Annotated in this window: 26 protein-coding genes; 17 read left to right on the top strand and 9 right to left on the bottom strand. The window is 64.5% G+C overall.

Translation table 11 applies throughout. From position 1 onward, the window contains the following. Positions 1 to 7: 7 nt before the first annotated feature. The 4 genes from PC358_RS12690 (at position 8) to zapE (ending at position 3,865) form a co-directional block, all read left to right on the top strand. Positions 8 to 1,087, top strand: coding sequence for an extracellular solute-binding protein (locus PC358_RS12690; RefSeq protein WP_033700343.1), 1,080 nt, complete (start codon positions 8 to 10; stop codon positions 1,085 to 1,087). Between the two features lie 131 nt (positions 1,088 to 1,218). Next, positions 1,219 to 1,536, top strand: a complete 318-nt coding sequence (locus PC358_RS12685) for a hypothetical protein (protein ID WP_033700341.1) — start codon at positions 1,219 to 1,221, stop codon at positions 1,534 to 1,536. A gap of 22 nt (positions 1,537 to 1,558) precedes the next feature. Further along, the gene (locus PC358_RS12680) at positions 1,559 to 2,707 is read left to right on the top strand and encodes a PQQ-dependent sugar dehydrogenase (RefSeq protein WP_033700340.1); all 1,149 of its coding nucleotides are present in this window, start codon (positions 1,559 to 1,561) and stop codon (positions 2,705 to 2,707) included. A 48-nt stretch (positions 2,708 to 2,755) separates the two neighbouring features. Continuing rightward, complete coding sequence (gene zapE / locus PC358_RS12675; RefSeq protein WP_033700339.1) at positions 2,756 to 3,865, top strand: cell division protein ZapE; 1,110 nt, start codon at positions 2,756 to 2,758, stop codon at positions 3,863 to 3,865. Positions 3,866 to 3,867: 2 nt separating this feature from the next. Here zapE and PC358_RS12670 read toward each other — a convergent pair whose 3' ends face one another. From PC358_RS12670 to trhP, 6 genes are all read right to left on the bottom strand, one after another. Next, positions 3,868 to 4,866: an alpha/beta fold hydrolase gene (locus PC358_RS12670; RefSeq protein WP_033700337.1), complete on the bottom strand. Its 999-nt coding sequence runs from the start codon at positions 4,864 to 4,866 to the stop codon at positions 3,868 to 3,870. A 75-nt stretch (positions 4,867 to 4,941) separates the two neighbouring features. Continuing rightward, positions 4,942 to 5,379: a YqaA family protein gene (locus PC358_RS12665; RefSeq protein ID WP_033700336.1), complete on the bottom strand. Its 438-nt coding sequence runs from the start codon at positions 5,377 to 5,379 to the stop codon at positions 4,942 to 4,944. Beyond that, complete coding sequence (locus PC358_RS12660) at positions 5,379 to 5,807, bottom strand: DUF411 domain-containing protein (RefSeq protein ID WP_033700334.1); 429 nt, start codon at positions 5,805 to 5,807, stop codon at positions 5,379 to 5,381. Before PC358_RS12660 ends, PC358_RS12665 begins: the two co-directional genes overlap by 1 nt. 14 nt (positions 5,808 to 5,821) lie before the next feature. Next, positions 5,822 to 6,691 carry a copper resistance protein B gene (locus PC358_RS12655; RefSeq protein ID WP_033700333.1) on the bottom strand — a complete coding sequence of 290 codons (870 nt, stop codon included), beginning with the start codon at positions 6,689 to 6,691 and terminating at the stop codon, positions 5,822 to 5,824. After that, complete coding sequence (locus tag PC358_RS12650) at positions 6,684 to 8,375, bottom strand: copper resistance system multicopper oxidase (protein ID WP_033700331.1); 1,692 nt, start codon at positions 8,373 to 8,375, stop codon at positions 6,684 to 6,686. The genes PC358_RS12655 and PC358_RS12650 overlap by 8 nt, the downstream gene beginning before the upstream one ends. Positions 8,376 to 8,453: 78 nt before the next feature. Further along, positions 8,454 to 9,788 (bottom strand): prephenate-dependent tRNA uridine(34) hydroxylase TrhP, encoded by a 1,335-nt coding sequence (gene trhP, locus PC358_RS12645; protein WP_033700329.1) that lies wholly within the window; start codon positions 9,786 to 9,788, stop codon positions 8,454 to 8,456. 131 nt (positions 9,789 to 9,919) lie between these two features. Between trhP and PC358_RS12640 the strand changes: the two genes are divergently transcribed. Both PC358_RS12640 and PC358_RS12635 read left to right on the top strand, forming a co-directional pair. Then, positions 9,920 to 10,984 carry an AI-2E family transporter gene (locus tag PC358_RS12640; RefSeq protein WP_033700327.1) on the top strand — a complete coding sequence of 355 codons (1,065 nt, stop codon included), beginning with the start codon at positions 9,920 to 9,922 and terminating at the stop codon, positions 10,982 to 10,984. 79 nt (positions 10,985 to 11,063) lie between these two features. After that, positions 11,064 to 12,473 carry an aminotransferase-like domain-containing protein gene (locus PC358_RS12635; protein WP_033700325.1) on the top strand — a complete coding sequence of 470 codons (1,410 nt, stop codon included), beginning with the start codon at positions 11,064 to 11,066 and terminating at the stop codon, positions 12,471 to 12,473. Here PC358_RS12635 and panB read toward each other — a convergent pair. The 3 genes from panB to PC358_RS12620 form a co-directional block, all read right to left on the bottom strand. Then, the gene (gene panB, locus PC358_RS12630) at positions 12,461 to 13,276 is read right to left on the bottom strand and encodes a 3-methyl-2-oxobutanoate hydroxymethyltransferase (RefSeq protein ID WP_033700322.1); all 816 of its coding nucleotides are present in this window, start codon (positions 13,274 to 13,276) and stop codon (positions 12,461 to 12,463) included. The genes PC358_RS12635 and panB overlap by 13 nt on opposite strands. Positions 13,277 to 13,425: 149 nt before the next feature. Beyond that, positions 13,426 to 14,253, bottom strand: coding sequence for a phosphonoacetaldehyde hydrolase (phnX, locus tag PC358_RS12625; RefSeq protein ID WP_033700321.1), 828 nt, complete (start codon positions 14,251 to 14,253; stop codon positions 13,426 to 13,428). A gap of 34 nt (positions 14,254 to 14,287) precedes the next feature. Further along, complete coding sequence (locus PC358_RS12620; protein WP_033700319.1) at positions 14,288 to 15,394, bottom strand: 2-aminoethylphosphonate--pyruvate transaminase; 1,107 nt, start codon at positions 15,392 to 15,394, stop codon at positions 14,288 to 14,290. Positions 15,395 to 15,528: 134 nt separating this feature from the next. Between PC358_RS12620 and PC358_RS12615 the strand changes: the two genes are divergently transcribed. The 11 genes from PC358_RS12615 to PC358_RS12565 all read left to right on the top strand — a co-directional run bounded on the left by PC358_RS12615 (position 15,529) and on the right by PC358_RS12565 (position 25,381). Further along, positions 15,529 to 16,392, top strand: a complete 864-nt coding sequence (locus tag PC358_RS12615; RefSeq protein WP_033700317.1) for a LysR substrate-binding domain-containing protein — start codon at positions 15,529 to 15,531, stop codon at positions 16,390 to 16,392. Positions 16,393 to 16,449: 57 nt separating this feature from the next. Next, positions 16,450 to 17,472: an AraC family transcriptional regulator gene (locus tag PC358_RS12610; RefSeq protein WP_033700315.1), complete on the top strand. Its 1,023-nt coding sequence runs from the start codon at positions 16,450 to 16,452 to the stop codon at positions 17,470 to 17,472. A 263-nt stretch (positions 17,473 to 17,735) separates the two neighbouring features. Then, on the top strand, positions 17,736 to 19,382 hold the full coding sequence (locus tag PC358_RS12605; protein WP_033700313.1) for an acyl-CoA synthetase: 1,647 nt from the start codon (positions 17,736 to 17,738) through the stop codon (positions 19,380 to 19,382). Positions 19,383 to 19,393: 11 nt separating this feature from the next. Then, the gene (locus PC358_RS12600) at positions 19,394 to 20,161 is read left to right on the top strand and encodes an SDR family NAD(P)-dependent oxidoreductase (protein WP_033700311.1); all 768 of its coding nucleotides are present in this window, start codon (positions 19,394 to 19,396) and stop codon (positions 20,159 to 20,161) included. Between the two features lie 12 nt (positions 20,162 to 20,173). Next, a complete protein-coding gene (locus tag PC358_RS12595) occupies positions 20,174 to 21,367 on the top strand; it encodes an acetyl-CoA C-acyltransferase (RefSeq protein ID WP_033700309.1) in 1,194 nt (397 codons plus the stop codon). A gap of 8 nt (positions 21,368 to 21,375) precedes the next feature. Beyond that, positions 21,376 to 22,503, top strand: coding sequence for an acyl-CoA dehydrogenase (locus PC358_RS12590; RefSeq protein WP_033700307.1), 1,128 nt, complete (start codon positions 21,376 to 21,378; stop codon positions 22,501 to 22,503). 13 nt (positions 22,504 to 22,516) lie between these two features. After that, positions 22,517 to 23,290 (top strand): enoyl-CoA hydratase, encoded by a 774-nt coding sequence (locus tag PC358_RS12585; RefSeq protein ID WP_033700305.1) that lies wholly within the window; start codon positions 22,517 to 22,519, stop codon positions 23,288 to 23,290. Between the two features lie 267 nt (positions 23,291 to 23,557). Beyond that, on the top strand, positions 23,558 to 23,962 hold the full coding sequence (locus PC358_RS12580; protein WP_033700302.1) for a TraR/DksA family transcriptional regulator: 405 nt from the start codon (positions 23,558 to 23,560) through the stop codon (positions 23,960 to 23,962). Positions 23,963 to 24,144: 182 nt separating this feature from the next. Continuing rightward, entirely contained in the window at positions 24,145 to 24,339 is a 195-nt protein-coding gene (locus PC358_RS12575; RefSeq protein WP_033700301.1) for a hypothetical protein, read from the top strand. A gap of 362 nt (positions 24,340 to 24,701) precedes the next feature. After that, positions 24,702 to 25,172, top strand: a complete 471-nt coding sequence (locus PC358_RS12570; RefSeq protein WP_033700299.1) for a hypothetical protein — start codon at positions 24,702 to 24,704, stop codon at positions 25,170 to 25,172. Beyond that, positions 25,169 to 25,381 (top strand): hypothetical protein, encoded by a 213-nt coding sequence (locus tag PC358_RS12565; protein ID WP_033700297.1) that lies wholly within the window; start codon positions 25,169 to 25,171, stop codon positions 25,379 to 25,381. Before PC358_RS12570 ends, PC358_RS12565 begins: the two co-directional genes overlap by 4 nt. Positions 25,382 to 25,383: the final 2 nt, after the last annotated feature.

Here is a 25,383-nt window from a genome sequence, read left to right as displayed (position 1 = left end):
GTCCGTCATGCGTCGATCGCTGTGCCTGTTGTCCGTGTGCCTGGCCCTGCCGCTGCAGGCCCAGGAAAAGGTCGTCAACCTCTACAGCTGGGCCGACTATGTCGCCCCGCAAACCCTTCAGCGCTTTGAGCGCGAAACCGGCTACAAGGTGCGCTACGACACCTTCGACACCACCGAGGTGCTGGAGACCAAGCTGCTGACCGGGGGCAGCGGCTACGATGTGGTGGTGCCGTCATCCACCGTGCTGGCCCGTGCCCTCAGGGCCAATGCCCTGCAGCCGCTCGAAGCCCAGGCCATGCCGGGTTATGCCAACCTCGACCAGGACCTGCTGGCCAAGCTGGCCGAGGCCGACCCCGGCAACCGCTATGCGGTGCCCTATACCTGGGGCACTTTGGGCCTGGGGGTGAATGTCGAGGCCGTACGCCAGCGCCTGGGCGATGTGCCGCTGGACAGCCTCGACCTGTTGTTCAAGCCCGAGTACGCCAGCCGCCTGAAGGACTGCGGTATCGCCATGCCCGACTCGCCGCAGGAAGTGATCGGCCTGACCTTGAACTACCTGGGCAAGGACCCCTACAGCCAGGACAAAACCGACCTTGCAGCGGCGCAGAAACTGCTGAACCAGCTGCAGCCTTCGATCCGCTATGTCGCCAACGGCCGGCAGATCAGCGACCTGGCCAACGGCAGTGTGTGCCTGGCACTGACCTACAACGGCGATGCGGCGATGGCCGCCGACCAGGCCCGCCGTGCGGGCAAGCCGTTCGAGCTGATCTATCGCATCCCCCAGGAAGGCACCGTGGTCTGGCAAGACAACCTGGTCATCCCCAAGGATGCGCCGCACCCTGAAGCGGCCCGGGCGTTCATCGCCTTCATGCTCAAGCCGGAGTCGGTTGCGGCACTGACCAACACGCTGTTCTTCGCCAATGCCAATCGCGCAGCCACGCCCTTGGTGGACGAAGCCGTGCGCAACGACCCGGACATCTACCCGCCTACCCAGGTACGTAAGCGGCTGTATGCCGACCGCAGCATGGCGCTTTCCGACCTGCGCCAACGCAACCGCCTGTGGATGGCCTTTCGCACCGGCCAGTAAACCCGCCCGTGCGGGTCCATACTGAAACATCAGGAATTATCTCCAGCTGCATTCACACTTTTGCCGCGAACCCCTCGCGCCTTAGGCTATCAAACGCACAAGGCGCGGCATTTTCGTACAGGAGGTGAAGCATGAACCTGACCCTGCCAATCCTGGCCATCGGCCTGGCGTTGTGTATGCCCGCGCGCGCCGCGCCGGTTGCGCCCTTGCAGCTCGCTGCCAGCAACAACAACCCGTACAACAGCCCGATCCAGCGTGCCAACCCTAACAGTCGGCAAGGCAGCATGCCTGCCACACCGCCGGTGCGCGGCCCTTCGACCGACCCCTACCAGCGCACGCCGTCACTGGACAACCGCGGCATTGGCAACGGCGACAACCTGCGTCGCCAACAGCAGACCCCTAATCTGGAACCCACCCGGCCACCGCGCGATAACCCACGCGCGCCGTGAGCCCCGTTGCAAGGAACCCTGAATGACCAGAGCTACCTGGCTGACCACCGTGACCGCTGCCGCGCTGCTGCCTTTGCTGGCACAAGCGGCCTCCGAACAGCAGTTCCCCAGCGAGCAAGGGCAGTTGACTGTCAATACCGTGGCCGACGGCCTGCGCAACCCTTGGGCACTGGCCTTCCTGCCCGGTGGCAAAGACATGCTGGTCACCGAACGCCCCGGCAACCTGCGGCTGGTGAACGCCGAAGGCAAGGTCGGCCCGCCCATCAGCGGTGTGCCCAAGGTCTGGGCCGAGGGCCAGGGCGGCTTGCTGGATGTGGTGTTGTCGCCGGCATTCGGCAAGGACCGTACCGTTTACCTGTCCTATGCCGAAGCGGGCGATGACGGCAAGGCCGGTACGGCGGTTGGCCGGGGCCAGTTGTCTGAAGACCGCGCGCGGTTGGAGAACTTCACCGTGATCTTCCGCCAGCAGCCCAAACTGTCGGTGGGCAACCACTTCGGCTCGCGGCTGGTGTTCGACCGTGAGGGTTATCTGTTCATCGCCTTGGGCGAGAACAACCAACGGCCAACCGCCCAGGACCTCGACAAGCTGCAAGGCAAGATCGTGCGCATTCTGCCCGACGGCGAAGTGCCCAAGGACAACCCCTTCGTCGGCCAGGCCAACGTGCGGCCCGAGATCTGGTCGTTCGGCCACCGTAACCAGCAGGGTGCGGCGCTCAACCCCTGGACAGACACGCTCTGGACCCACGAACACGGCCCGCGTGGCGGTGACGAAATCAATATTCCGCAGCCCGGCAAAAACTACGGCTGGCCGATTGCTACCCACGGCATCAACTACTCGCTGCTGCCGATTCCGGAGGCCAAGGGCAAGCATGTGCAGGGCATGGTCGACCCGCACCATGTCTGGGAGAAGTCCCCTGGCATCAGCGGCATGGCGTTCTACGACAGCCCGACATTCAAGGGCTGGGACCATAATCTGTTCATTGGTGCACTGGCCAGCCAGGAGCTGATTCGTCTGCAGCTCAAGGGCGACAAGGTCGTGCACGAGGAGCGCTTGCTGGGGGACCTCAAGGCACGAATCCGTGATGTGCGGGTAGGGCCGGATGGCTACTTGTATGTACTGACCGACGACAAGGACGGCCAGTTGTTGAAAGTGGGGCTCAACGAAGGCTGAGGGGCAGGGCCGGCTTGCCGGCGAGGGGGCCGGTACTGATAATGCCGCATGACCCCAGACCCGCAGACCCTCTACCAACAAGCCCTGGCCGACCACGGCTATGTCCACGACCCTGCACAGGCCGATGCGATCAACGCGCTGCAGGCCTGTTTCGAGGCAGTGGCACATGGCCGCCCGACCCAGGGCATCTACCTCTGGGGCCCGGTCGGCCGTGGCAAGACCTGGCTGATGGACCAGTTCCACCGCTGCCTGCAACTGCCCAGCCGACGCCAGCACTTTCACCATTTCATGGCCTGGGTGCACCAGCGCCTGTTCCAGCTCAACGGCACCGCTGACCCGCTGCTGGCCCTGGCCCGTGAACTGGCCAGGCAGATTCGTGTGCTGTGTTTCGACGAGTTGTTCGTCAACGACATCGGCGACGCGATCATCCTCGGGCGGCTGTTCCAGGTACTGTTCGATCAGGGCGTGGTGATCGTCGCTACCTCCAACCAGCCACCAGACCAGCTCTACCGCGACGGCTTCAACCGTGAGCGTTTCGTGCCGGCAATTGCGGCCATCGAGCGGCACATGCGGGTGCTGTCGGTGGCCGGTGATCAGGACCATCGCCTGCACCCGGGCGCGCAGCACCAGCGTTACTGGGTGGTCGAACCCGGTGAGCGAGGGGTGCTCGCCGAGGTGTTTCGCCAACTCAGCCCGGCAGACCCGGGGAGCGACCAGCCGTTGGCCATAGGCTCCAGGCAGATCACGGTCATCCGGCGCAGCGAGCAGGCCATCTGGTGCCGCTTTAGCGACCTCTGCGAGCAACCCTTGGCGGCCACCGAGTTCATGGCGTTGTGTGACCGCTTCCCCTCGATTCTGCTGGAAGGGGTACCGGCGTTGGGCGGCGAACAACGGGCCGGCCGCATCGCCCGGGGTACAGAAGATGGCGCGGCGCGGGTCGCGGCAGGGGACCGTGAACTGCCGGCGCTGTCGCCCAAGGACGATGCGGTGCGCCGGTTCATTGCGCTGGTCGACGAATGCTACGACCGCCGGGTGGCGTTGTATGTGGAGGCGCAGGTACCGCTCGATGCGCTGTACACGCAAGGGTACCTGGCGTTCCCGTACCAACGCACCCTGAGCCGCTTGCGCGAGATGCAACTGCAGCGCTTCGGCTCGTAGGCTTAGCGCTCCAGCCACTCGATCAGGGTCCGGTTGAACCGCACCGGCTCTTCGATCTGCGGCGCGTGGCCCATGCCTTCGAATGTCACCAGTTCACCCTGGGGGATCAGCTTGGCCACCTGCGGCCCCAGCACCTGGTACTTGCCCAGCTGTGCCTTGACTTCTGGCGGTGCGATATCGCTGCCAATGGCCGTGGTGTCCTGATCGCCGATCAGCAGCAGGGTCGGCATCTTCAGGTCCTTGAACTCGTGGTACACCGGCTGGGTGAAGATCATGTCGTAGATCAGCGCCGAGTTCCACGCCACTGCTTCGTGGCCCGGGCCTTGGTTCAGGCCTACCAGCATCTGCACCCAGCGCTCGTACTCCGGCTTCCAGCGCCCGGCGTAGTACGTCTTGCGCTCATACTCACGTACCCCTGCGGCATCGAGCTTGAGCTCCCGTGCATACCACTGGTCCACCGTACGATACGGCACGCCCAGGGCTTTCCAGTCCTCAAGGCCGATCGGGTTGACCATCGCCAGGCGCTCGACCTGCTGCGGGTACATCAGTGCATAGCGGGTGGCGAGCATGCCGCCTGTGGAGTGGCCCAGCACAATGGCCTGCTTCACGCCCAATTTGTCGAGCAGGGCATGGGTGTTGTCTGCCAGTTGCTGGAAGCTGTACTGGTAATACGCGGGTTTGCTGGAGGTGCAGAAGCCGACCTGGTCCGGGGCGATGACCCGGTAGCCGGCCTTGCTCAGGGCATTGATGGTGGTTTCCCAGGTGGCGGCGCAGAAGTTCTTGCCATGCATCAGCAGCACGCTGCGGCCGTTGGCCTGACCTTGGGCAGGCACGTCCATGTAGCCCATCTGCAGGGGTTGGCCCTGGGATTTGAAATCGAAATGCTTGAGCGGGTGAGGGTAGCTGAACCCTTCGAGCTGTTTACCGTAGGTGGGCGACTCGGCGGCGATGGCCGGGCCGCCGACAAGGCAGGCCAGAGCCAGGGCGGTTGCGCGCAGCATGGGGGCACTCCGTGTAGGGCCATGTAGGAATTGGCGACTGTAACAGTGAGTTGACCCCCGCAAGCGGCAAAGGTGTTACCAGGCGTGAAACCAGCCCAGAGTGATCATTGCCACCACCGCGTAACGGCCGGCCTTGGCCAGGGTTACCAGCAGCATGAAGCGCCAGAACGGCTCGCGCATGATCCCGGCGATCAGGGTGAGCGGGTCGCCGATCACTGGCATCCAGCTCAGCAGCAGCGACCACTGCCCCCACCGCTGGTAGCGCTGCTGGGCACGCTCCAGCTGGACGGCGCTGAACGGGAACCAACGCTTGTCACGCCAGTGTTCGATGGCCCGCCCCAGTAGCCAGTTGACCACCGAGCCGAGCACATTGCCCAGGGTAGCCACCAGCAGCAAGGTTACCCAGGCATCGGGCTGGCGCAGCAGCAAGCCGACCAGCACCGCCTCCGATTGCAGCGGCAGCAGGGTGGCGGCGCCGAAGGCGCTGAAAAACAGCGCCCATAAGCTGAGCATCAGTAGTTGGCGACCACGGTGTCCTTGCCATCCTGGGTCACGCCGATGACCTGGTAGGCGTCTTTGTGGTCACCCATTTCCATGCCCGGCGAGCCCATGGGCATGCCCGGCACGGCCAGGCCCTTGAGGTCGTCGCGCTTGGCCAGCAGGCGAACCTGTTCGGCCGGTACATGGCCTTCGACGAACTTGCCGTCGATCACCCCGGTATGGCACGAGGCCAGGCGCGGCGCCACGCCCAGGCGTTGCTTGACCGCGCTCATGTTGGGTTCGACGTGGTCATTGACGGTGAAGCCGTTGTCGCGCAGGTGGCTGATCCAGGCCTTGCAGCAGCCGCAGTTGGGGTCGCGGTACACATCGAGGGTTTCGGCGGCCTGGGCCAGGCCGGTGATGGCCAGCAGGCCGACGGTGAGCAGGTGTTTGCGCAGCATGGTGAAGCACTCCTTTAGAAACGCAGGCGGATACCGGCCACCAGGCGGGTCTGGCCTGTGTCTTCGCCGTCTTCGCGGGCCTGATCGGCGCGGTTGCCGTGCAGGCGATTGAAACTGACCCCGAGGTAGGGCGCAAAGCCACGGCTGATTTCGTAGCGCAGGCGCAGGCCGACCTCGCTGTCAGCCAGCCCTGTGCCTTGCTCGCGGCCGCCATCGTTGCGGCCGAAGAAGTTGGCTTCCAGGGTGGGTTCGAGTATCCAGCGGTTGGTCAGCAGCATAGCGTAAGCGGCTTCCAGGCGCAGCGCGGACTGTTGCCGCTCGCCGGCATAGGCGGTGGCCTCCAGCTCTACGCCATACAGCGGTGTGCCCTGGATGCCGAAGGCTGCCCAGGCCTGGCCGCTGGCGGGCTTGAAGTCTTGGCGCAGGCCGCCGACCAGTTCCCACCAGGGGCTGATGGCGTGGCCCCACAGCGCCTGCAGTTCGGCCTTGTGGGTCTGGCCTTGCTCGCGCTCGCCTTCGCTGCGCAGCCACAGCCGGTCGATATCGCCGCCGACCCAGGCGCTGGCGTTCCAGTTCAAGGCACTGCCGTTGTCCACATGCTGGTATTCGAGCTGGTCGACGATCACTGCCCAGTTGAGCGCGCGGTCATGCACCTGGTGCCCTGGCAGCGGCGCGAAGGCGGCGTGGCGGTCGGCGTCGCTGAGCATCGGCAATGGTGTGCGCGGTTGCTGCGCAGGCGGCGTTGCATGGTTCATCTGGCGGTGGTCCATGGGCATGGCGCCGTGGTCCATGTGCTGCATGCCGGCGGCCAGGACGCGCTCACTGGCGAGCAATGCCAGCAGGGCTACGCCGGTGATGATGCGGCGGTTGTTGGGCTCATTCATCGACCCGTACCTCGCGGAACATGCCGGTCTCCATGTGGTAGAGCAGGTGGCAGTGGTAGGCCCAGCGGCCCAGGGCGTCGGCAGTGACCCGGTACGAGCGGCGGCTGCCGGGCGGGATGTCGACGGTATGCTTGCGCACCTGAAAGCGCCCGTGCTCGTCCTCCAGGTCGCTCCACATGCCGTGCAGGTGGATGGGGTGGGTCATCATGGTGTCGTTGACCAGGGTGATGCGCACGCGCTCGCCGTAGGTCAGGCGCAACGGTGCGGCATCGCTGAACTTGACCCCGTCGAACGACCAGGCGAAGCGTTCCATGTGGCCGGTCAGGTGCAGCTCGATGTCGCGTGACGGTTCGCGGCCGTCGGGGTCGGGGTAGGGGCTGCGCAGGTCGGCGTAGGTCAGCACCCGCCTGCCATTGCCGCGCAGGCCGATGCCTGGGTCGGCGAGGTTGGGCTGTGGGGCCATGGTCTGCATGTCCACCAGTGGGTTGTCGGTTTCGCTGGCCGGGTGCTGCTGCATGGCGGGCATGGCCGAATGGTCCATGCCGGCCATATTGCTGTGGTCCATGCCGGCCATGGCGCCGTGGCCCATGTCGGCCATGCTCAGCACCGGCCGAGGGTCGGGCTGCGGCACCGGTGCCTGCAAGCCGCTGGCGCGGGCCAGGGTGCCGCGGGCGTAGCCGCTGCGGTCCATGCTCTGGGCGTACAGGGTGTAGGCGGGCAGGTTGCCGACGGTTACCAGCACGTCGTAGGTTTCGGCCACGGCGATGCGCAGTTCGTCCACGCTGACCGGCGTCACCGGCAGGCCGTCGGCGGCGATCACCGTCAGTTTCAGGCCGGGGATGCGAAAGTCGAAATAGGTCATGGCCGAGGCATTGATCAGCCGCAGGCGCACGGTTTCGCCCGGTTGGAACAGGCAGGTGAAGTTGCCGTCCGGCGGCTGGCCATTGAGCAGGTAGGTGTAGGTGGCTGCGCTGATATCGGCAAGGTCGGTGGGGCTCATGCGCATGCTTGCCCAGCCCATGCGTTCGGCGACCGTAGCGCGCCAGCCATTGTCAGCCACGTCATCGATGAAGTCACCGAGCGTGCGCTTGTGGTAGTTGAAGGCGTCGGACTGCTTCTTCAGTGTCGCCAGCAGCTGCTCGGGAGGTTGGTCCGACCAGTCGCTGAACAGCAGCACATGGTCACGCTGGTAGCGGTGCGCCTCGGCTTCGCGGGGTTCGATGACGATCGCCCCATACACCCCCGCCTGCTCCTGCAGCCCGGAATGGCTGTGGTACCAGTAGGTGCCGCTTTGGCGCAGGGTGAACTGGTAGAGGTAGCTGCCCCCAGGCTCGATACCGGCAAAGCTCAGGCCAGGGACGCCGTCCATGTTGGCCGGCAGAAGGATGCCATGCCAGTGGATCGAGGTGGCCTGATCGAGGTGGTTGCGCACGCGCAGGCTGACCGTATCACCTTCGCGCCAGCGCAGCACCGGGCCGGGCAGGCTGTTGTTGACGCTGAGGGCTGTGCGCGGGCGGCCGGTGATATTGACGGCGCTCTGGCCGACCGACAGCTCGAAGTGCTGCCCGGCCAGGTCGCGGCCATCGGCTGCCTGGGCCAACGGCCGCCACAGGCCCAGGCCTGCCAGTGTGGTGGCGGCGCCCAGGCCTTTGACGAAGGTACGACGGGAGGGGGTGCGCAACATGGCGAGGCCTCATGCGAGAGAGCCCCGATGTTCGCTTGTGCCGGCTGTCAGCCAGCTGAGCTGCACATTACAGCGTTGTCAGGCGGCGGCTTCTTCGTGGCGCAGGTCGCGCATCAGCAGGCCGTACTCCAGGGAGACCTGTTCAGGGATCGGCAGGTACACCACATGGCCGTCCCCTGGGGCCACTTCGAGGGCTTGCTGCTGGCGGCCGCACAGGCGGTGCAGGTCGAAATGGTAGTTGCCACGCGGTGTCATCAGCTCCAGGTGGTCGCCCACGGCGAAGCGGTTCTTGACCTTGACCTCGGCCAGGCCGTCCACGCGCGCGCCGGTCAGCTCGCCGACGAACTGCTGGCGTTCGGACAGTGAGTTGCCACGCTGGTAGTTCTGGTACTCGTCGTGCACATGCCGGCGCAGAAAACCTTCGGTGTAACCGCGCTGGGCCAGGGATTCAAGGTTGTCCATCAGGGCGCGATCGAAAGGCCGGCCGGCCACGGCGTCATCGATCGCCTGGCGGTACGACTGCACCGCGCGGGCGCAGTAAAAGTGCGACTTGGTCCGGCCCTCGATCTTCAGCGAGTGCACGCCCATGCCGGCCAGGCGCCCGACGTGCTGGATGGCGCGCAGGTCCTTGGCGTTCATGATGTAGGTGCCGTGCTCGTCCTCGAACGCCGGCATCGCGTCGTCTGGGCGGTTGCTTTCGTGCAGCAGGAAGACGTGCTCGGTGGGCGCACCGAGGCCCAGGGTCGGCTCGACCTGGCGCACGATGTCGCCCGTGGCGTCTTCGCCGGCGGGCGTGGCCTGGTACTTCCAGCGGCAGGCATTGGTGCAGCTGCCCTGGTTCGCGTCGCGCTTGTTGAGGTAGCCCGACAGCAGGCAGCGGCCGGAATAGGCCATGCACAGCGCGCCGTGGACGAAAACCTCCAGCTCCATGCCCGGCACCTGCTGGCGGATTTCTTCGATCTCCTCCAGCGACAGCTCCCGCGACAAAATCACTCGGCTTATCCCCTGCTGTTGCCAGAACTGCACGCTGGCCCAGTTGACCGTGTTGGCCTGCACCGACAGGTGTACTGGCATCTCTGGGTAGTGCTGGCGCACCAGCATGATCAGGCCGGGGTCGGACATGATCAGCGCATCCGGTGCCATCGCGATCACCGGTGCGAGGTCCTTGAGGAAAGTCTTGAGCTTGGCATTGTGCGGGGCGATGTTGACCACCACGTAGAAGTGCTTGCCCAGGGCATGCGCTTCCTGGATGCCCAGCGCCAGGTTGGCGTGGTCGAATTCGTTGTTGCGCACCCGCAAGCTGTAGCGCGGCTGGCCGGCATAGACCGCGTCGGCGCCATAGGCGAAGGCATAACGCATGCTCTTGAGGGAGCCGGCGGGGGCCAGCAGTTCGGGCTTGGCGGGAGGGTTCATGGACGCACCGGGGCAAAAGGTGCGGATGCTAAGCACCTGCCGGCCACAGCGTATTGACCTGAATCAACGGAGCAGCGGCACTTTTGCGGCAGCGGCGGGCACTAATGTCCAAGAACCCGCGAGGAAGTGCCATGAACCCAACCGCTCTACAGAACAAAGCCCTGGCAGTCCTCCTGACGCTGGTGACCATTGCCTTCGTCTGGATCCTGCTGCCGTACTACGGTGCGATCTTCTGGGCGGTGATACTGGGCATCCTGTTTGCCCCCTTGCAGCGGAACCTGCTGATCCGCTTTGGGCGGCGGCGCAACCTGGCAGCGTTCACCACCTTGATGGTGTGCCTGCTGGTGGCGGTACTGCCGGTCATCATCACCAGTGCCCTGCTAGTACAGGAGGGCGCCACGCTGTACCAGCGCATCGAGAGCGGGCAACTGGATATCGCCGGCTACGTCGAGCGCGGCAAGGTCATGCTGCCGGCCTTCGCGCAGCACAGCCTGGACAGCATGGGCATGGGTAACCTGGATGGGCTGCGCGACAAGATCACCAAGTGGGCCACGCAGGGTAGCCAGGTGCTGGCCAGCCAGGCATTCAACTTTGGCCAGGGCACGTTCGAGTTCCTGATTAGCTTCGGCATCATGATGTACCTGCTGTTCTTCTTTCTGCGTGAGGGGCCGGAAGTCGCCAGGCGAGTGCGGTTGGCGGTGCCACTGCCCGAGCACCAGAAGCGCCGGTTGCAGTTGAAGTTCAACCGTGTGGTGCGGGCGACGGTCAAAGGCAACGTGCTGGTTGCCATTACCCAGGGCGCGCTGGGCGGTCTGATCTTCTGGGTGCTGGATATTCCGAGTGCGCTGGTGTGGGCGGTGCTGATGGCGTTTCTGTCGCTGTTGCCAGCGGTGGGGGCCGGCATCGTGTGGGCGCCGGTGGCGGCGTACTTCCTGCTGACCGGGGCGATTTTGCCGGGGGTGATCCTGAGCGCTTTCGGCGTGCTGGTGATCGGCCTGGTGGACAACGTGCTGCGGCCGATTCTGGTGGGCAAGGATACGCGCATGCCAGACTACCTGATCCTGGTTTCCACCTTGGGCGGGCTGGCGGTGTTCGGGCTCAACGGGTTCGTGATCGGGCCGTTGATCGCGGCGTTGTTCGTGTCGAGCTGGGCGATTTTTGCCGCGACCAAGCCGCAGGTGCAGTTGCCGGAATAAAGGTTGCGCCGCTGATGCTGGACGCTGGGCAGGGGCTTTCGTTTACCCTGTAGCCGTTATCTGCCTACGATGCCCGAGTATGGATACCCGCCACAGCGACAAACCCGGCTTCACCTACCAGGCGGTCTACCGCTACCTGCTCGACTGGATCGAGGCGGCGCCTTGCGACGTGGAGCAGCGCATGCCGTCGTTGCGTGATCTGGCCCAGCGGCTGAGTGTTTCGGTCTCCAGCACCAAGTACGCCTATGCGCTGCTCGAGGACCAGGGGCGGGTGATTGCGCGGCCCAAGCGGGGCTACTTCACCGTCACCCGCAGCGCGCCGTTGCGCAGGGAGCCCTCCGCGAGCTTGCTCGACACCGTGTTTGCCAGCGCTCGCCAGCCTGGCATGCTGGCCCTTGGCAGTGATGCGCCGGCCATGCTGCTGTCGCTGGATAAACCGCTGCTGATGATCGAACGGGAGCTGGCGCGCCAATACCCGCGTGCCCAAGTGCCGCTGTATCAACCGTTCGGTGAACCTGAATTGCGCAGCGTGCTGGCGGGCATTTATACCCGCTCGGCGCAGCTTTGCTGGCAAGCCGAGCACGTGTTCATCGGTGCCGACCTGCGCAGCATGCTGGAGCTGGCGGTGCGTGCCCTGAACCTCGAAGGCGAGGTGGCGCTGGTCGAGTCGCCCTGCAGCTGGGCGGTACTGAGGCAGTTGCAGGCCGCGCGCATGACCATCATCGAAGTGCCCTTGGGCGACGACGGTCGGTTCGACCTGCAGCACTTGCAGCAACTGCTGAGCAACGCGCCGGTACGCCTGGCAGTGCTGTCCTCAACCACCAATGCGCCTCAGGGTGGCCTGATGCCGGCCGAGGACAAACAGCAGATCTGCCGCTGGCTGGCCGAGCGCGAGGTGTGGCTGTTCGAGAACGACGGTTATGGCGAACTGTGTTTCCACGAGGCGGCGCCGCGCTATCGTGATTTCGCCGACCCCGACCGGCTGTTGGTGTTCGCTGCCTTCGACAAGGTGATCGGTGCCGAGGCGCCTTATGGCTATCTGCTTTGCAAGCGCCATGCCGAGCGCTTGCAGCACGTGTTTCTGGAGCGCGGTTTTCGGTTGTCACCGATTCGCCAGAAGGCGATCGCCAAGTTGTTCACCTCGCGTCGGGTAGAGCAGCATCTGCAACGCCTGCGGCCTTTGCTGCGCGCTCGCATGCTGTACATGAAGGCGTTGCTGGAGGCCCACGGCCAAGGCTGCCTGCGTATCGTCGAGCCGCAGGGCGGGGCGAGCCTGTGGCTGGCGGCGACCCGGCCAGTGGACATGCGCCGGGTCTTCGAGCGGCTGTTGGCCCAGCGCATCGTCATCGCGCCGGGGGAAATCTTCAGCCAACGTGGCCTTTGGCAGGGCCACCTGCGGCTGTGCTACACGCTGGACTGGGACAAGGACATTGGCCAGGCGCTGCAACGCCTGGTCAAGGCGATTCAGGACGAGGCTCAGACCCCGTAGCAGTGATGCATTTCGGGGAAGGCGCCGTTGCGCACTTCGTCAGCGTAGCGGGCGCAGGCCTCGCGGATCACCTGGCCTACGTCGGCATACTGCTTGACGAAGCGTGGCACGTGCTCGCCGCCCAGCCCCAGCAGGTCTTCGGTGACCAGCACCTGGCCATCGCAAGCGGGTGAGGCGCCAATGCCGATGGTCGGTTTGTCGGTGGCCTCGGTGATGGCGCGGGCAATGGGTTCGGCCACGCCTTCGAGCACCAGGCTGAAGGCTCCGGCCTCAAGGTTGGCCTGCGCATCGGCACGCAGTGCAGCGCCACTGTCGGGGCTCAGGCCTTGGGCCTTGTAGCCGCCCATCACATTGATGAACTGCGGCATCAGGCCGATGTGCGCCATGACCGGTATGCCGCGCGCGACCAGAAACGCCACGGTGCTTGCCAAGGCCTGGTTGGCCTCCAGCTTTACCGCGTCGCAACCGGTGCTGGCGAGTACCTGGGCGCAGTTGCGAAACGCCTGCTCATGGGATTCCTGGTAGCTGCCGAATGGCATGTCGGCGATCACGCAGGCCAGGCGCGTGCTGTCTACGACCGCCCGGGTATGGCCAATGATTTCGTCCAGGCGCATGCCCAGCGTGGACGGGCGGCCGTAGCCGACCATCGCGGTGGAGTCACCCACCAGAATGAAATCGACCAGGGGGTCGATGACCTTGGCAATAGCGCTGGAGTAGGCCGTCAGCGAAACGATTTTCTGCCGGCCTTTCATGGCCACCAGCTGCGGTACCGTCAGCCGTCTGTTGCGGGTATGCGTGCTCATCGGTGTTCCCTTTGCGGTGTAATCGTCAGGAAAGAGGTGGCCCGATTATTGAGTTTCGCAGTCACGGCGCAATGTACAGAATGGCCCTGGAAAACAACCCAGATGCGCGCCTGGGGCTGCAAGGCAACCCCAGGCGCCAAGCGCGACGGTCAGCAGGCCTGCGGCATCTCGCCCTTGGCCAGGCGCTGGTTGATATCGGCAATCACCTCGGGCAGCTCGTTGATGGTGTCGATCAGGTAGTGCGGGCGGGAACTGGCGAACAGCGCATGAATGCGCTTGCGCTCGCTCTCCAGCGCCTCGGCACTCAGCGCCTGGTAGCCTTCCCAGGTCAGCCCCAAGGCATTGCCGGAGCACACCAGGGCCACGGTCCACATGCCCGCACGACGGCCTTCGAGGATGCCCGGTACGGTGTCATCGACCTTCACACAGGCCGCCACGTCATCGATGCCCAGGGCAATCACGTTGGCCAGGGCCTGGGCCGGCCATGGGCGGCCATTCGGGGTTTCGTCGGTGGCCACTACATGGTCGGCCACGTAGCCGTTCTGCGCGGCCAGCGCCACCACCTTGTCCATGACCACCTTCGGGTAACCCGAGCACGAGCCGATCTTCAGGCCGCCCTGGCGCAGGCCGGTGAGGGTGTCCAGCGCGCCTGGGATCAGCGCCGAGTGCACGGCGATTTTTTCGATCTGCAGCGGCATGAAGCGGTTGTAGAGGGCGGTGACGTCATCGTCGGTCGGGGTGCGGCCGAACACCTTGCGGTAGCGCTCGGCGATGTCTGGCACGTTGCACAGGGTGCGGATGTGGTCCCACTTGCCCATGCCCATCGGGCCACGGGCTTCTTCGATGGAGACCTGGACATCGAACTCGGCGAAGGCTTCGACGAAGATCTGCGTCGGGGCGAACGAGCCGAAATCGACCACGGTGCCGGCCCAGTCGAGGATGGCGGCTTGCAGCTGTGTTGGGTTGCTGTAGTTCATGTGCGCTAATTCCTGAAGTCGGGTGGGCAAAGGGTCAGATGGTCAGTACTTCCATTTCCCGCAGTACGTCGGCCACGGCATTTACGGCGGCCTGCATGCCGTCTGGCCCGACCACGCCGATGCAGCCGACGCGGAAGGTTTCGACCTGGGTCAGCTTGCCGGGGTAGAGGATGAAGCCCTTGGCCTTGACCCGCTCGTAGAAGTCCTTGAACTGGTAGCGGGCGTCGTTCGGGGCATGGAAGGTGACGATGATCGGCGCCTGGATGTCGGCGGGCAGGAAACTGCGCAGGCCGATGGCGGCCATGCCGTCCAGCAGCGTCTTGCAGTTGTCGGCGTAGCGCTGGTGGCGGGCGGGCAGGCCGCCTTCCTCGTTGTACTGTTGCAGTGCTTCGTGCAGCGCCGCGACCACGTGGGTGGGTGGGGTGAAGCGCCACTGGCCGGTCTTGGCCATGTAGGTGTGCTGGTCGTACAGGTCCATGGCCAGGGAGTGGGCGTTGCCTTCGGCTGCGGCCAGTGCGGTTTTTTCGGCGAAGACGAAGCCCATGCCAGGTACGCCTTCCAGGCATTTGCCGGAGGCGGCGATCAATGCCTCGAAGGGGACTGCACGGGCATCGATCGGCAGGGCGCCGAACGAGCTCATGGCATCGATGATCAGGCGCTTGCCGTGGCGTTTGATCACCTGGGCGATCTCTGGCAGCGGGTTGAGGATGCCGGTGCTGGTTTCGCAGTGGATCAGCGCCACGTGGGTGACACCCGGGTCGGCAGCCAGCAGGCGTTCGACGTCGGCGGCGGTGGTCGGCTGGTCTTCGGCGGTTTCGAAGGTGCTGCAGGTGCGCCCCAGCACCTTGCAGATCTTCGCCAGGCGTTGGCCGTAGGCCCCGTTGATCAACACCAGCACCTTGCCGTCACGCGGAACCAGAGTGCCGATGGCAGCTTCCACGGCGAAGGTGCCGCTGCCTTGCAGGGGCACGCAGTGGTGGCTGGCGCTGCCGTCGATGATCGCCAGCAATTGCTCGCAGACGCTGGCCGTGAGTTGGTTGAAGTCGCGGTCCCAGGAGCCCCAGTCCACCAGCATGGCTTGGCGGGTACGGGCTGAAGTGGTCAGGGGGCCGGGGGTCAGCAGGATCGGGGCGTTGCTCATTCCGTGGTTCCTCACAAGCGGCGGGTGGTGAGCCGAAAAATCTGGCGCTGAAACTACGGAGCCAAGGTTGCAATTCACTGTGCTATCAATCAAATTGTTTGTTGTTATGCCAGCCATAAGTCGGGCCGATAGATATGAACCTGTTCCAGCTGCGTGCCTTCGATGCGGTGGCGCGTGAAGGTAGCTTCACCCGCGCTGCGGCGCGGTTGTTCATCAGCCAGCCGGCCGTCACCGGCCACGTCAAGGCGCTGGAAGAGCACTACCAGATCACCTTGTTGCGGCGTACCGCCCGGCGCGTGGAGCTGACCGAGGAGGGCACGCGGTTGGCAGCCATCACCCGCGCCATGTTCGGCCTGGCGGAGGAGGCCCAGGCCATGCTCGAGGCCAACCGGCAATTGCTGACCGGGCGCCTGGAAGTGGCCGCCGACGGCCCGCACCGGGTCATGCCGATGCTTGCGCTGCTGCGCGAGCGCTACCCGGGCATTACTGTCAACCTGCGCCTGGGCAATGCCCAGGAAACCCTGGCTGCGTTGCTCAGCGAGCATGCCGACGTGGCCGTGCTGACCGAGATCGAACCGCGCAAGGGCCTGCATTTGCAGAGCCTGTGTGAATCGCGCCTGTGCGCCTTGCTGCCGGCGGGGCATGCCTGGGCCAGTGGCGAGGGGGACTTGCCGCTGGCCGAGCTGCACCAGCAGATCATGGTGCTGCGTGAGCCGAGCTCCACCACCCGGCGTACCTTTGACAAGGCCTGCGCCAAGGCGGGCGTGCAGCCGCGGGTGCTGTTGGAGCTGGACAGCCGCGAGGCAGTGACCGAAGCGGTGGCCTCGGAGCTGGGCATTGGCGTTGTGTCGTCCACTGAAGTGGCCCATGACCCCAGGGTGGTGGCTCGGCCGCTGGCCGGCGACGGCCTGCTCAACCAGCACATGATTGGCTGCCTGGAGCGCCGCCGCGAACTGCGCCTGATCCAGGCCTTCCTGAGCCTGGCGGCGGGGCTGTGATGGCTGTTTTCAACTGGGCGCCCTAACATGGCCGGCACGGAACCGACAGGACTGTCGATGAGCGATAAAGACACTATCTCCATGCAACTGGTGCGCGAAGCGCTGTTGCAGACTTGCCCGAAGGGTGAACCCGACAGCGTCTTGCTGGCGCGGGCTGGCATTGCCGTCGAGCACTTGCACCTGCCCGCTGCACGGGTCAGTGCCGACGCCTATGCCCGCCTCTGGCGTTTGCTGGCGCGGCGCTGCAATGACGAGTTCTTCGCCATGGACCCGCGTGGCCTGCGCAGCGGCAGCCTGGCGTTCATGTGCCGGGCGAGCATGGGTCAGCCGAGCTTGGGCGCGGCGCTGGAAACCGCGTTGGCGTTCCTGTCGCTGATGCTCGAAGACCTGCAGCCAAGTTTGGTTCGCCAGGAAGGCCTGGCCGAGATCGTCATCAACGAGCCGCGTGACGAACCCCGTCGCGCCTTCACGTATTTCACCTTCTGGATGATCGTGCATGGCGTGGCCTGCTGGCTGGCCGGGCGGCGCATCCCGATTCTGGCTATCGACCTGCGCTGCGCCGAGCCACCGTTCTGTGACGACTATCGGGTGATGTTTTCGGAGAACCTGCAGTTCGAACGCCCGCGCACGCGCATGATCATCGCCGCCGAATGCCTCGAACTGCCACTGCGGCGCAGCGAGGAGGAATTGCAGCGCTTTCTTGCCGAAGCGCCGGGCAACATTCTGGTCAAATACCGTGACCCTGCAAGCCTTGGGCGGCGTATCCGCACCGACCTGCTGCGCCTGGCCCCGGAGCATTGGCCCGACGGTGACAGCCTGGCGCGCCAGTTGTGCCTGTCGCCCTCGACCCTGCGCCGGCGCCTGGCCGAGGAGGGGCAGAACTACCAGGGCTTGAAAGACAGCGTGCGCCGTGAGCTGGCGATCGCCTGGTTGAGCCAGGAAGAGGCGGCCATGGGCGAGATCGCCGAGCGTCTTGGGTTTGCCGACAGCAGTTCGTTCTACAAGGCGTTTCGCAAGTGGTTTGGCTGTAACCCGGGGCACTACCGGGCATTGATTCAGGCACGCGATTCGGGGCGCTGAGGGCGCTGCCGTGGCAAGGCCTCGCGGGCCGCTTCCCTCTGCGTAAAGCGGCCTGCGGGAACAGCAGAGCATGGATACCGAGCGCCTGATCAGCGGGCTCACCCAGTCCTACCTGCGTGCAGCCAAGCGCGCAGCGGGGTGAACGAGGGCGGCCAAACCGGTCATCCAGATTGACAGCTTTGGCCATTGCCGCCGCGATTGAGCGGCGCGAACATCGTCGGACTGATGGTTAAACTCCAAAAACAAGAACCAGGAGTCAGACGATGCGTGATTACGCCGAGGCCGTTCGAGCGTTCGACCTTGCCCAGGCCGCCAGCACGGCGCTGCATGGCAACCTCGCTGCCCTCAATGCCTGTGTCGAATGCTGTGATCGGCATGCCGGTGACGGCAAGCTGGCGCTGATCCACGAGGACCGCGAGGGCAACAGCACGCGCCACAGCTTCGATCAGCTGAAGGCGCAAGCTGCCCGTTTTGCCAATGTGCTCAAGGCGCAGGGCGTGGGTGCCGGCGACCGGGTTGCCGGCCTGATGCCGCGTACCCCCGAGCTGCTGGTCACCATTCTCGCCACCTGGCGCCTGGGGGCGGTGTACCAGCCGCTGTTCACCGCGTTCGGGCCTAAGGCCATCGAACACCGCCTGGAGCAGTCCCACGCCCGGGTCGTCGTCACCGACAGCCACAATCGCGCCAAGCTGGACGATGTGCAGGCCTGCCCGACGATCATCACGGTCAACGCCCGCAGTGGCGAGCTGGATTTCCAACAATGCCTGGCGACGGCCTCAGCCGTCTGTGAGCCCGTCATGCGCTCGGGCGATGACCCGTTCCTGCTGATGTTCACCTCCGGCACCACCGGCCCTGCCAAACCCTTGGAGGTGCCGCTGCGCGCGATTGTGGCCTTCCAGGGCTACATGCGCGATGCCATCGGCCTGCGCCCCGAGGACAACTTCTGGAACCTGGCCGACCCAGGCTGGGCGTATGGCCTGTATTACGCGGTGACCGGCCCGCTGTCGCTGGGCCACGCCACCACCTTCTACGATGGCCCGTTCAGCGTCGAGAGCTGCGCGCGGGTCATCAACAAGCTGGGCATCACCAACCTGGCGGGCTCACCCACGGCCTATCGGCTGCTGATTGCCGCGGGTAGCGAGTTCTCCGCGCCGATCAAGGGGCGCCTGCGGGTCGTCAGCAGCGCGGGCGAACCGCTCAACCCGGAGGTGATTCGCTGGTTCGCCGACGAGCTGGGTGTGACCATCCACGATCATTACGGCCAGACCGAACTGGGCATGGTGCTGTGCAACCACCATGCTCTCAAACACCCGGTACACCTGGGGTCAGCCGGGTTCGCCATTCCCGGTCACCGCATCGTCGTGCTGGATGAACAGGGCGCAGAATTACCGGTCGGCCAGCCAGGCATCCTGGCGGTTGACCGCGAGCAATCGCCGCTTTGCTGGTTCGGTGGTTACCACGGTGTGCCTACCCGATCTTTCGTGGGCAAGTACTACCTCAGCGGCGACACTGTCGAGCTCAACGCTGACGGCAGCATCAGTTTTGTCGGCCGCAGCGACGACGTGATCACCACCTCCGGCTACCGGGTTGGCCCGTTCGATGTGGAAAGCGCGCTGATCGAACACCCGGCAGTCATCGAGGCGGCGGTGATCGGCAAGCCCGACCCCGAGCGCACCGAACTGATCAAGGCCTTCGTGGTATTGGCCAACGGTGTGTCAGGCACCGCTGAGCTGGAAGAGACCTTGCGCCAACACGTGCGCCAGCGCCTGTATGCCCACGCCTACCCGCGTGAAATCGAATTCGTCAGCGAGCTGCCCAAGACCCCGAGCGGCAAGCTGCAACGCTTCATCCTGCGCAACCAGGAAATCGCCAAACAACACGCGCTGCTGGCCGCCAGCGCCAGCGCCTGAGGGAACCTACCATGCAGATCATCAACAAACATTTCATCGTCAGCGGCGCGGCTTCCGGGCTAGGTGCCGCCACCGCGCAAATGCTGATCGAGGCGGGTGCCAAGGTCATGCTGGTCGACCTCAATGCCCAGGCCGTCGAAGCCAAGGCGCGTGAACTGGGCGACAACGCCCGTTTCGCAGTCGCTGACATCAGCGACGAGCAGGCCGCCAAGGCTGCGGTCGACGCCGCCGTCAGCGCGTTTGGCAGCATTCATGGCCTGGTCAACTGCGCCGGTATCGTCGGCGCCGAGAAGGTCCTGGGCAAGCAAGGGCCGCATGGGCTGGCGAGCTTCGCCAAGGTCATCAACGTCAACCTGATTGGCAGCTTCAACCTGCTGCGCCTGACGGCGGCGGCGATGGCCGAGGGCCCGGCTGACGAAGGCGCTGAACGGGGTGTGATCATCAACACCGCGTCCATCGCCGCCTATGACGGGCAGATCGGCCAGGCCGCCTACGCCGCGTCCAAGGGCGCCATCGCCAGCCTCACGCTGCCAGCGGCCCGTGAGCTGGCGCGTTTCGGTATCCGCGTGATGACCATCGCCCCAGGCATTTTCGAGACGCCCATGATGGCCGGCATGACCCAGGAAGTGCGCGACTCGCTTGCCGCTGGCGTACCGTTCCCGCCACGCCTGGGCCGCCCGCAGGAATACGCCGCACTGGCCCGCCACATCATCGAGAACAGCATGCTCAACGGCGAGGTGATCCGCCTCGACGGCGCACTGCGCATGGCTGCCAAGTAAGGAGAAATGAACATGACCCTCGCCAACGACCCGATTGTCATCGTCAACGCCGTGCGCACGCCCATGGGCGGCCTGCAGGGCGACCTCAAGAGCCTGACCGCGCCGCAACTGGGCGCCGCCGCAATCCGCGCCGCCGTCGAGCGCGCCGGCATCCAGGCCACCAGCGTCGAGCAGGTGCTGTTCGGTTGCGTGCTGCCGGCAGGCCTGGGGCAGGCGCCTGCACGTCAGGCGGCGCTGGGCGCCGGCCTGGATAAACACACCACCTGCACCACCCTGAACAAGATGTGCGGTTCGGGCATGCAGGCGGCGATCATGGCCCATGACCTGCTGCTGGCCGGCAGCGCCGATGTGGTGGTGGCCGGTGGCATGGAGAGCATGACCAACGCGCCCTACCTGCTGGACAAGGCCCGCAGTGGCTACCGCATGGGGCATGGCAAGATCATTGACCATATGTTCATGGACGGCCTGGAAGACGCTTACGACAAAGGGCGCCTGATGGGCACCTTCGCCGAGGATTGCGCGCAGGCTGGCGGCTTTAGCCGCGAAGCCCAGGATGCCTTCGCCATCAGCTCGCTGACCCGCGCCCAGGACGCCATCAAAAACGGCCGCTTCAGCGCCGAGATCGTCCCGGTAGAGGTCACCGAAGGCAAGGAAAAGCGCGTGATCAAGGATGACGAACAACCGCCCAAGGCGCGTCTGGACAAGATCCCGCAGCTCAAGCCGGCCTTCCGTGAGGGCGGGACGGTGACAGCGGCCAACGCCAGTTCGATTTCCGACGGCGCCGCGGCACTGGTGCTGATGCGCCGTAGCGAAGCTGAAAAGCGCGGTTTGAAACCCCTGGCCGTCATTCATGGCCATGCGGCGTTCGCCGATGCTCCGGCGCTGTTCCCCACCGCGCCGATCGGCGCCATCGACAAACTGATGAAGCGCACCGGCTGGAACCTGGCCGAGGTGGACCTGTTCGAGATCAACGAAGCCTTTGCCGTCGTCACCCTCGCGGCCATGAAGCACCTCGACCTGCCGCATGACAAGGTCAACATCCACGGCGGTGCCTGCGCGCTGGGCCACCCGATCGGTGCCTCGGGTGCGCGGATTTTGGTGACCTTGCTGTCGGCCCTGCGCCAGAACAACCTGCGCCGGGGCGTGGCCGCCATCTGCATCGGCGGTGGCGAGGCCACGGCCATGGCCGTCGAATGCCTGTATTGAGGTGAACCATGCTGGTAACTGACGAGCAACAACAAATCGCTGACGCTGTCCGTGACTTTGCCCAGGAACGGCTGCGGCCGTTCGCCGAACAGTGGGACAAGGCGCACCGCTTCCCCCGTGAAGCCATCGACGAGATGGCCGCGCTGGGCCTGTTCGGCATGCTGGTGCCGGAGCAGTACGGGGGCAGCGACACCGGCTATGTAGCCTACGCCATGGCCCTTGAAGAAATCGCCGCAGGCGACGGTGCCTGCTCGACCATCATGAGCGTGCACAACTCGGTGGGTTGTGTGCCGATCCTGAAGTTTGGCACCGAGCAGCAAAAGCAGCAGTTTCTGACGCCGCTGGCCAGCGGTGCGATGATCGGCGCCTTCGCCCTGACCGAGCCCCAGGCGGGCTCCGATGCCAGCAGCCTGAAGACCCGCGCGCGTCTGGAGGGCGATCACTATGTGCTCAACGGCAGCAAACAGTTCATCACCTCCGGGCAGAACGCCGGTGTGGTCATCGTGTTTGCGGTGACCGACCCGCAAGCGGGCAAGCGCGGCATCACCGCTTTCATCGTGCCCACCGATGCGCCGGGCTACCAGGTGGCGAGGGTCGAGGACAAGCTAGGGCAGCATGCTTCGGACACCTGTCAGATCGTTTTCGACAATGTGCGCGTGCCCGTTGCCAATCGCCTGGGCGAAGAAGGGCAGGGCTACAAGATCGCCCTGGCCAACCTTGAGGGTGGGCGTATCGGCATTGCGTCCCAGTCGGTCGGCATGGCACGTGCCGCGTTCGAGGTGGCGCGCGACTATGCCAAGGAGCGCCAGAGCTTTGGCAAGCCGTTGATCGAGCACCAGGCCGTGGCGTTCCGCCTGGCTGACATGGCCACGCGCATTGCCGTGGCCCGGCAGATGGTGTTGCATGCCGCCGCGCTGCGTGACGCCGGGCGCCCTGCGCTGGTGGAGGCGTCGATGGCCAAGCTGTTCGCCTCGGAAATGGCCGAAAAGGTCTGTTCGGATGCCTTGCAGACCCTGGGCGGATATGGCTATCTGAGTGACTTCCCGCTGGAGCGGATCTACCGCGACGTTCGGGTTTGCCAGATCTACGAAGGCACCAGCGACATTCAGCGCATGGTCATTGCGCGCAATCTTTGAAGGAGCAGTCTGCATGGCATTCGAAACCATCCTGTTGGACATCCACGGCAAGGTCGGCCTGATTACCCTCAACCGGCCCCAGGCGCTCAATGCACTCAACGCGCAGATCGTCGGCGAGATCAACCAGGCCCTGGACCAGCTGGAAAAGGACCCGAACATCGGCTGCGTAGTGCTGACAGGCTCGGCCAAGGCGTTTGCCGCCGGTGCCGACATCAAGGAAATGGCCGACCTCAAATACCCGCAGATCTACGTCGATGACCTGTTCAGCGATGCTGATCGCATCGCCAACCGGCGCAAACCGATCATTGCTGCGGTGTCGGGTTTTGCCTTGGGTGGCGGCTGTGAACTGGCGATGATGTGCGACTTCATTCTGGCCGCTGACAATGCCAAATTCGGTCAGCCTGAGGTCAACCTGGGCGTATTGCCCGGCATGGGCGGCACCCAGCGGCTGACCCGCGCAGTCGGCAAGGCCAAGGCCATGGAACTGTGCCTGACCGGCCGCCTGATGGGCGCCGAAGAGGCAGAGCGCGCCGGCCTTGTGGCGCGCATCGTGCCCCAGGTCGAGCTGCTTGAGGAAGCGCTGAAAGTGGCTGCGACCATTGCCAGCAAGTCGATCCCGGTGAGCATGATGGTCAAGGAGAGTGTCAATCGGGCCTTTGAAGTTACCCTCAGTGAGGGCGTGCGGTTTGAGCGTCGAGTGTTCCATGCGGCCTTCGCCACTGAAGACCAGAAGGAAGGCATGAGTGCCTTCATTGGCAAGCGTGAGGCGCAGTTCAAGGATCGCTGAGTGCGTTGTACTTGCCTTGAGAGGTGGCGCGCTTCTTCTCGAATGCACCCGCCCTCTCAAGGCATGCCCGCCCAGGGCGCCGACCAGCGGATTCTGGTCAATGGGCGTAAATTCCCCCCCAATTGCAGTTGCTCCACGCGACGTGGCGCCTTAGACTGCCGCCCCCTGTAAAAGAGTGCCGGTTGGCGCTTGAAGAATTCCGCTGCCGACGCGCTGGCGTCGGCGGCACCCGAATCGCCCAATGCACATTTTTTCATAGAGAAATCGATGACCAAGGAACAGTTGCTGGCCATGTCGGCCGATGACTACATGAGCGCTGAACAGCTGGCCTTTTTCACTGGCCTGCTGCAAGCGATGAAAGTCGAAACCCATGAACGCATCGATAAGAACCGCATCATCATCGAAAGCCTGGAAACCCCGTCGGATCCAGCTGATGTGGCCTCGGTCGAAGAAGAGCGCCACTGGTTGGTCAACGCCATCGAGCGTGACCAACGCCTGCTGCCGCAGCTGGAGATGGCCCTGGGCCGAATCGCTGACGAAAGCTTTGGCTGGTGCGATGACAGTGGTGAGCCCATCGGCCTGCAGCGTCTGCTGATCAGCCCGACCACCAAGTACTGCATCGAAGCCCAGGAGCGCCACGAGCAGCTCGACCGCCACCAGCGGCAGATCTGATCGAGCGCGGTGCGTGAGCCCCACGGAGAAATCCCTGGGGCTTTTTGCGTTGTTGCGGCAAACGCTGCTGAATTTGTTGCTTGTGGCGTAACACTGCTGTACCGAGATGCGCTGTTTCCTGCCTGCAGGCAGGCGTATCATGGCTTTATCGTTAGGGTGCTAATTAAATTCCGGAGGGGATGATGAATAGCCGAGTCGATGTAGCCGTGATGATTGGCTCCGGTGTGCCTGCCACCTTGCAGGCGCTGGGCAAGCGCATTTGCTGGGTGGTGCTGGTCAATGGTGAGCGCCGCGGTACTGCGTTCGCCACGCGTGATGAGGCTGTGGAATGCCAGGCGGCCTGGTTGCAGCAACTCAGGAAGGGCCTTGCCGCTTGAAGGCGGTCGCAAGAAATGTTGTTTGCCTCTCGACGGATTTCGGTGTTTTCGTGCATATTCCTTCCCCAGTAATGCGCTGATGGATTTCAGAGCCCGTTCTGTCGGGTGCTCTGCAACGCCCTATCGCATCTTTTCTGGCGGCTTTATTGTCAGGCATTACACTTCCCGCGTTGGGAATTTGCCGAAAGCCTGTACTGAGGCCAGATCTGGCAAGCCAGAGTAAAGAATCCTGCATGCTGCATCGCCAGCAGGCACAGACATCAGCGCATCGCTTTATTACTCTTTTCGCCTATCGCTATGTAATGGCCGTGCCTCACCGAGCGTGTGTGGGGGCGGGATGTAACCGGTTGAGGATCACTTCATTGGCAGTCAGCACTCTTGATACCCACGCCTTGTTCGCCCTGGGCGATTTGCGCGGTAAATTGGCCCAGCTGTTCCAAGGCCGCTTTATCTATGTCACCGAACAAAGTCCTGAAGGCTTGTATATGGCCGAGATCGACACCGAGAGCGCATTGGTGGTCGATGACAAGCAGCGCCTGGAGCTGAAAGTAGGCGATCACTTCCGTGCCGCCGTACTGCCCAGCCGCGAGGGCGGCAAGTTGGAAATGCGCTTTCGTGACATCAAGCTCAACGTCTACGGCGTGGGCGACTATGCCTTTGTTTCGGTGCCTGAAGGCGAGGGCATCGTGCTGCGCGAGGGCCATGGCGTGATGTTGGTCTTTGCTGCGCAACAGCAAGTGCAGGAAGGCCTGGGCAAGCTGCTCAAGGCCGTGACCGGCAAAGTCGCGAAATGGCGCAAGGGTGAGCTGACCACCTTCAAGGCCAGTGAATGACTGACGGCAACGGCTCGCCCGTTTCGCGTGCCGAGTTCCATCAGCAGCACCAGGCGGATGCGCTGGCGCAAGCCGAGCGCCTGTTGGCTCGGCGTGAGGACTTGCAAGGGGCTTGGCTGAACTGGGTGGCCGGTGAACTGTATCGGCTCGGCCCGCCACCGTATGCCGCCATGGTCCGACGTGAGCTGCAGCGCCTCAGCCAGGGCTGAGG

Source organism: Pseudomonas capeferrum, from assembly GCF_000731675.1.
GTDB classification, from domain to species: Bacteria; Pseudomonadota; Gammaproteobacteria; order Pseudomonadales; family Pseudomonadaceae; genus Aquipseudomonas; species Aquipseudomonas capeferrum.
The sequence above is the reverse complement of the archived record's forward strand: the minus strand, read 5'-3'. Positions and strand labels throughout refer to the sequence as shown.

Coding starts and splice junctions, on each gene's coding strand:
- PC358_RS12690 (WP_033700343.1), top strand. CDS start 8: ATGCGTCGATCGCTGTGCCTGTTGTCCGTGTGCCTGGCCCTGCCGCTG.
- PC358_RS12685 (WP_033700341.1), top strand. CDS start 1,219: ATGAACCTGACCCTGCCAATCCTGGCCATCGGCCTGGCGTTGTGTATG.
- PC358_RS12680 (WP_033700340.1), top strand. CDS start 1,559: ATGACCAGAGCTACCTGGCTGACCACCGTGACCGCTGCCGCGCTGCTG.
- zapE (WP_033700339.1), top strand. CDS start 2,756: ATGACCCCAGACCCGCAGACCCTCTACCAACAAGCCCTGGCCGACCAC.
- PC358_RS12670 (WP_033700337.1), bottom strand. CDS start 4,866: ATGCTGCGCGCAACCGCCCTGGCTCTGGCCTGCCTTGTCGGCGGCCCG.
- PC358_RS12665 (WP_033700336.1), bottom strand. CDS start 5,379: ATGCTCAGCTTATGGGCGCTGTTTTTCAGCGCCTTCGGCGCCGCCACC.
- PC358_RS12660 (WP_033700334.1), bottom strand. CDS start 5,807: ATGCTGCGCAAACACCTGCTCACCGTCGGCCTGCTGGCCATCACCGGC.
- PC358_RS12655 (WP_033700333.1), bottom strand. CDS start 6,691: ATGAATGAGCCCAACAACCGCCGCATCATCACCGGCGTAGCCCTGCTG.
- PC358_RS12650 (WP_033700331.1), bottom strand. CDS start 8,375: ATGTTGCGCACCCCCTCCCGTCGTACCTTCGTCAAAGGCCTGGGCGCC.
- trhP (WP_033700329.1), bottom strand. CDS start 9,788: ATGAACCCTCCCGCCAAGCCCGAACTGCTGGCCCCCGCCGGCTCCCTC.
- PC358_RS12640 (WP_033700327.1), top strand. CDS start 9,920: ATGAACCCAACCGCTCTACAGAACAAAGCCCTGGCAGTCCTCCTGACG.
- PC358_RS12635 (WP_033700325.1), top strand. CDS start 11,064: ATGGATACCCGCCACAGCGACAAACCCGGCTTCACCTACCAGGCGGTC.
- panB (WP_033700322.1), bottom strand. CDS start 13,276: ATGAGCACGCATACCCGCAACAGACGGCTGACGGTACCGCAGCTGGTG.
- phnX (WP_033700321.1), bottom strand. CDS start 14,253: ATGAACTACAGCAACCCAACACAGCTGCAAGCCGCCATCCTCGACTGG.
- PC358_RS12620 (WP_033700319.1), bottom strand. CDS start 15,394: ATGAGCAACGCCCCGATCCTGCTGACCCCCGGCCCCCTGACCACTTCA.
- PC358_RS12615 (WP_033700317.1), top strand. CDS start 15,529: ATGAACCTGTTCCAGCTGCGTGCCTTCGATGCGGTGGCGCGTGAAGGT.
- PC358_RS12610 (WP_033700315.1), top strand. CDS start 16,450: ATGAGCGATAAAGACACTATCTCCATGCAACTGGTGCGCGAAGCGCTG.
- PC358_RS12605 (WP_033700313.1), top strand. CDS start 17,736: ATGCGTGATTACGCCGAGGCCGTTCGAGCGTTCGACCTTGCCCAGGCC.
- PC358_RS12600 (WP_033700311.1), top strand. CDS start 19,394: ATGCAGATCATCAACAAACATTTCATCGTCAGCGGCGCGGCTTCCGGG.
- PC358_RS12595 (WP_033700309.1), top strand. CDS start 20,174: ATGACCCTCGCCAACGACCCGATTGTCATCGTCAACGCCGTGCGCACG.
- PC358_RS12590 (WP_033700307.1), top strand. CDS start 21,376: ATGCTGGTAACTGACGAGCAACAACAAATCGCTGACGCTGTCCGTGAC.
- PC358_RS12585 (WP_033700305.1), top strand. CDS start 22,517: ATGGCATTCGAAACCATCCTGTTGGACATCCACGGCAAGGTCGGCCTG.
- PC358_RS12580 (WP_033700302.1), top strand. CDS start 23,558: ATGACCAAGGAACAGTTGCTGGCCATGTCGGCCGATGACTACATGAGC.
- PC358_RS12575 (WP_033700301.1), top strand. CDS start 24,145: ATGAATAGCCGAGTCGATGTAGCCGTGATGATTGGCTCCGGTGTGCCT.
- PC358_RS12565 (WP_033700297.1), top strand. CDS start 25,169: ATGACTGACGGCAACGGCTCGCCCGTTTCGCGTGCCGAGTTCCATCAG.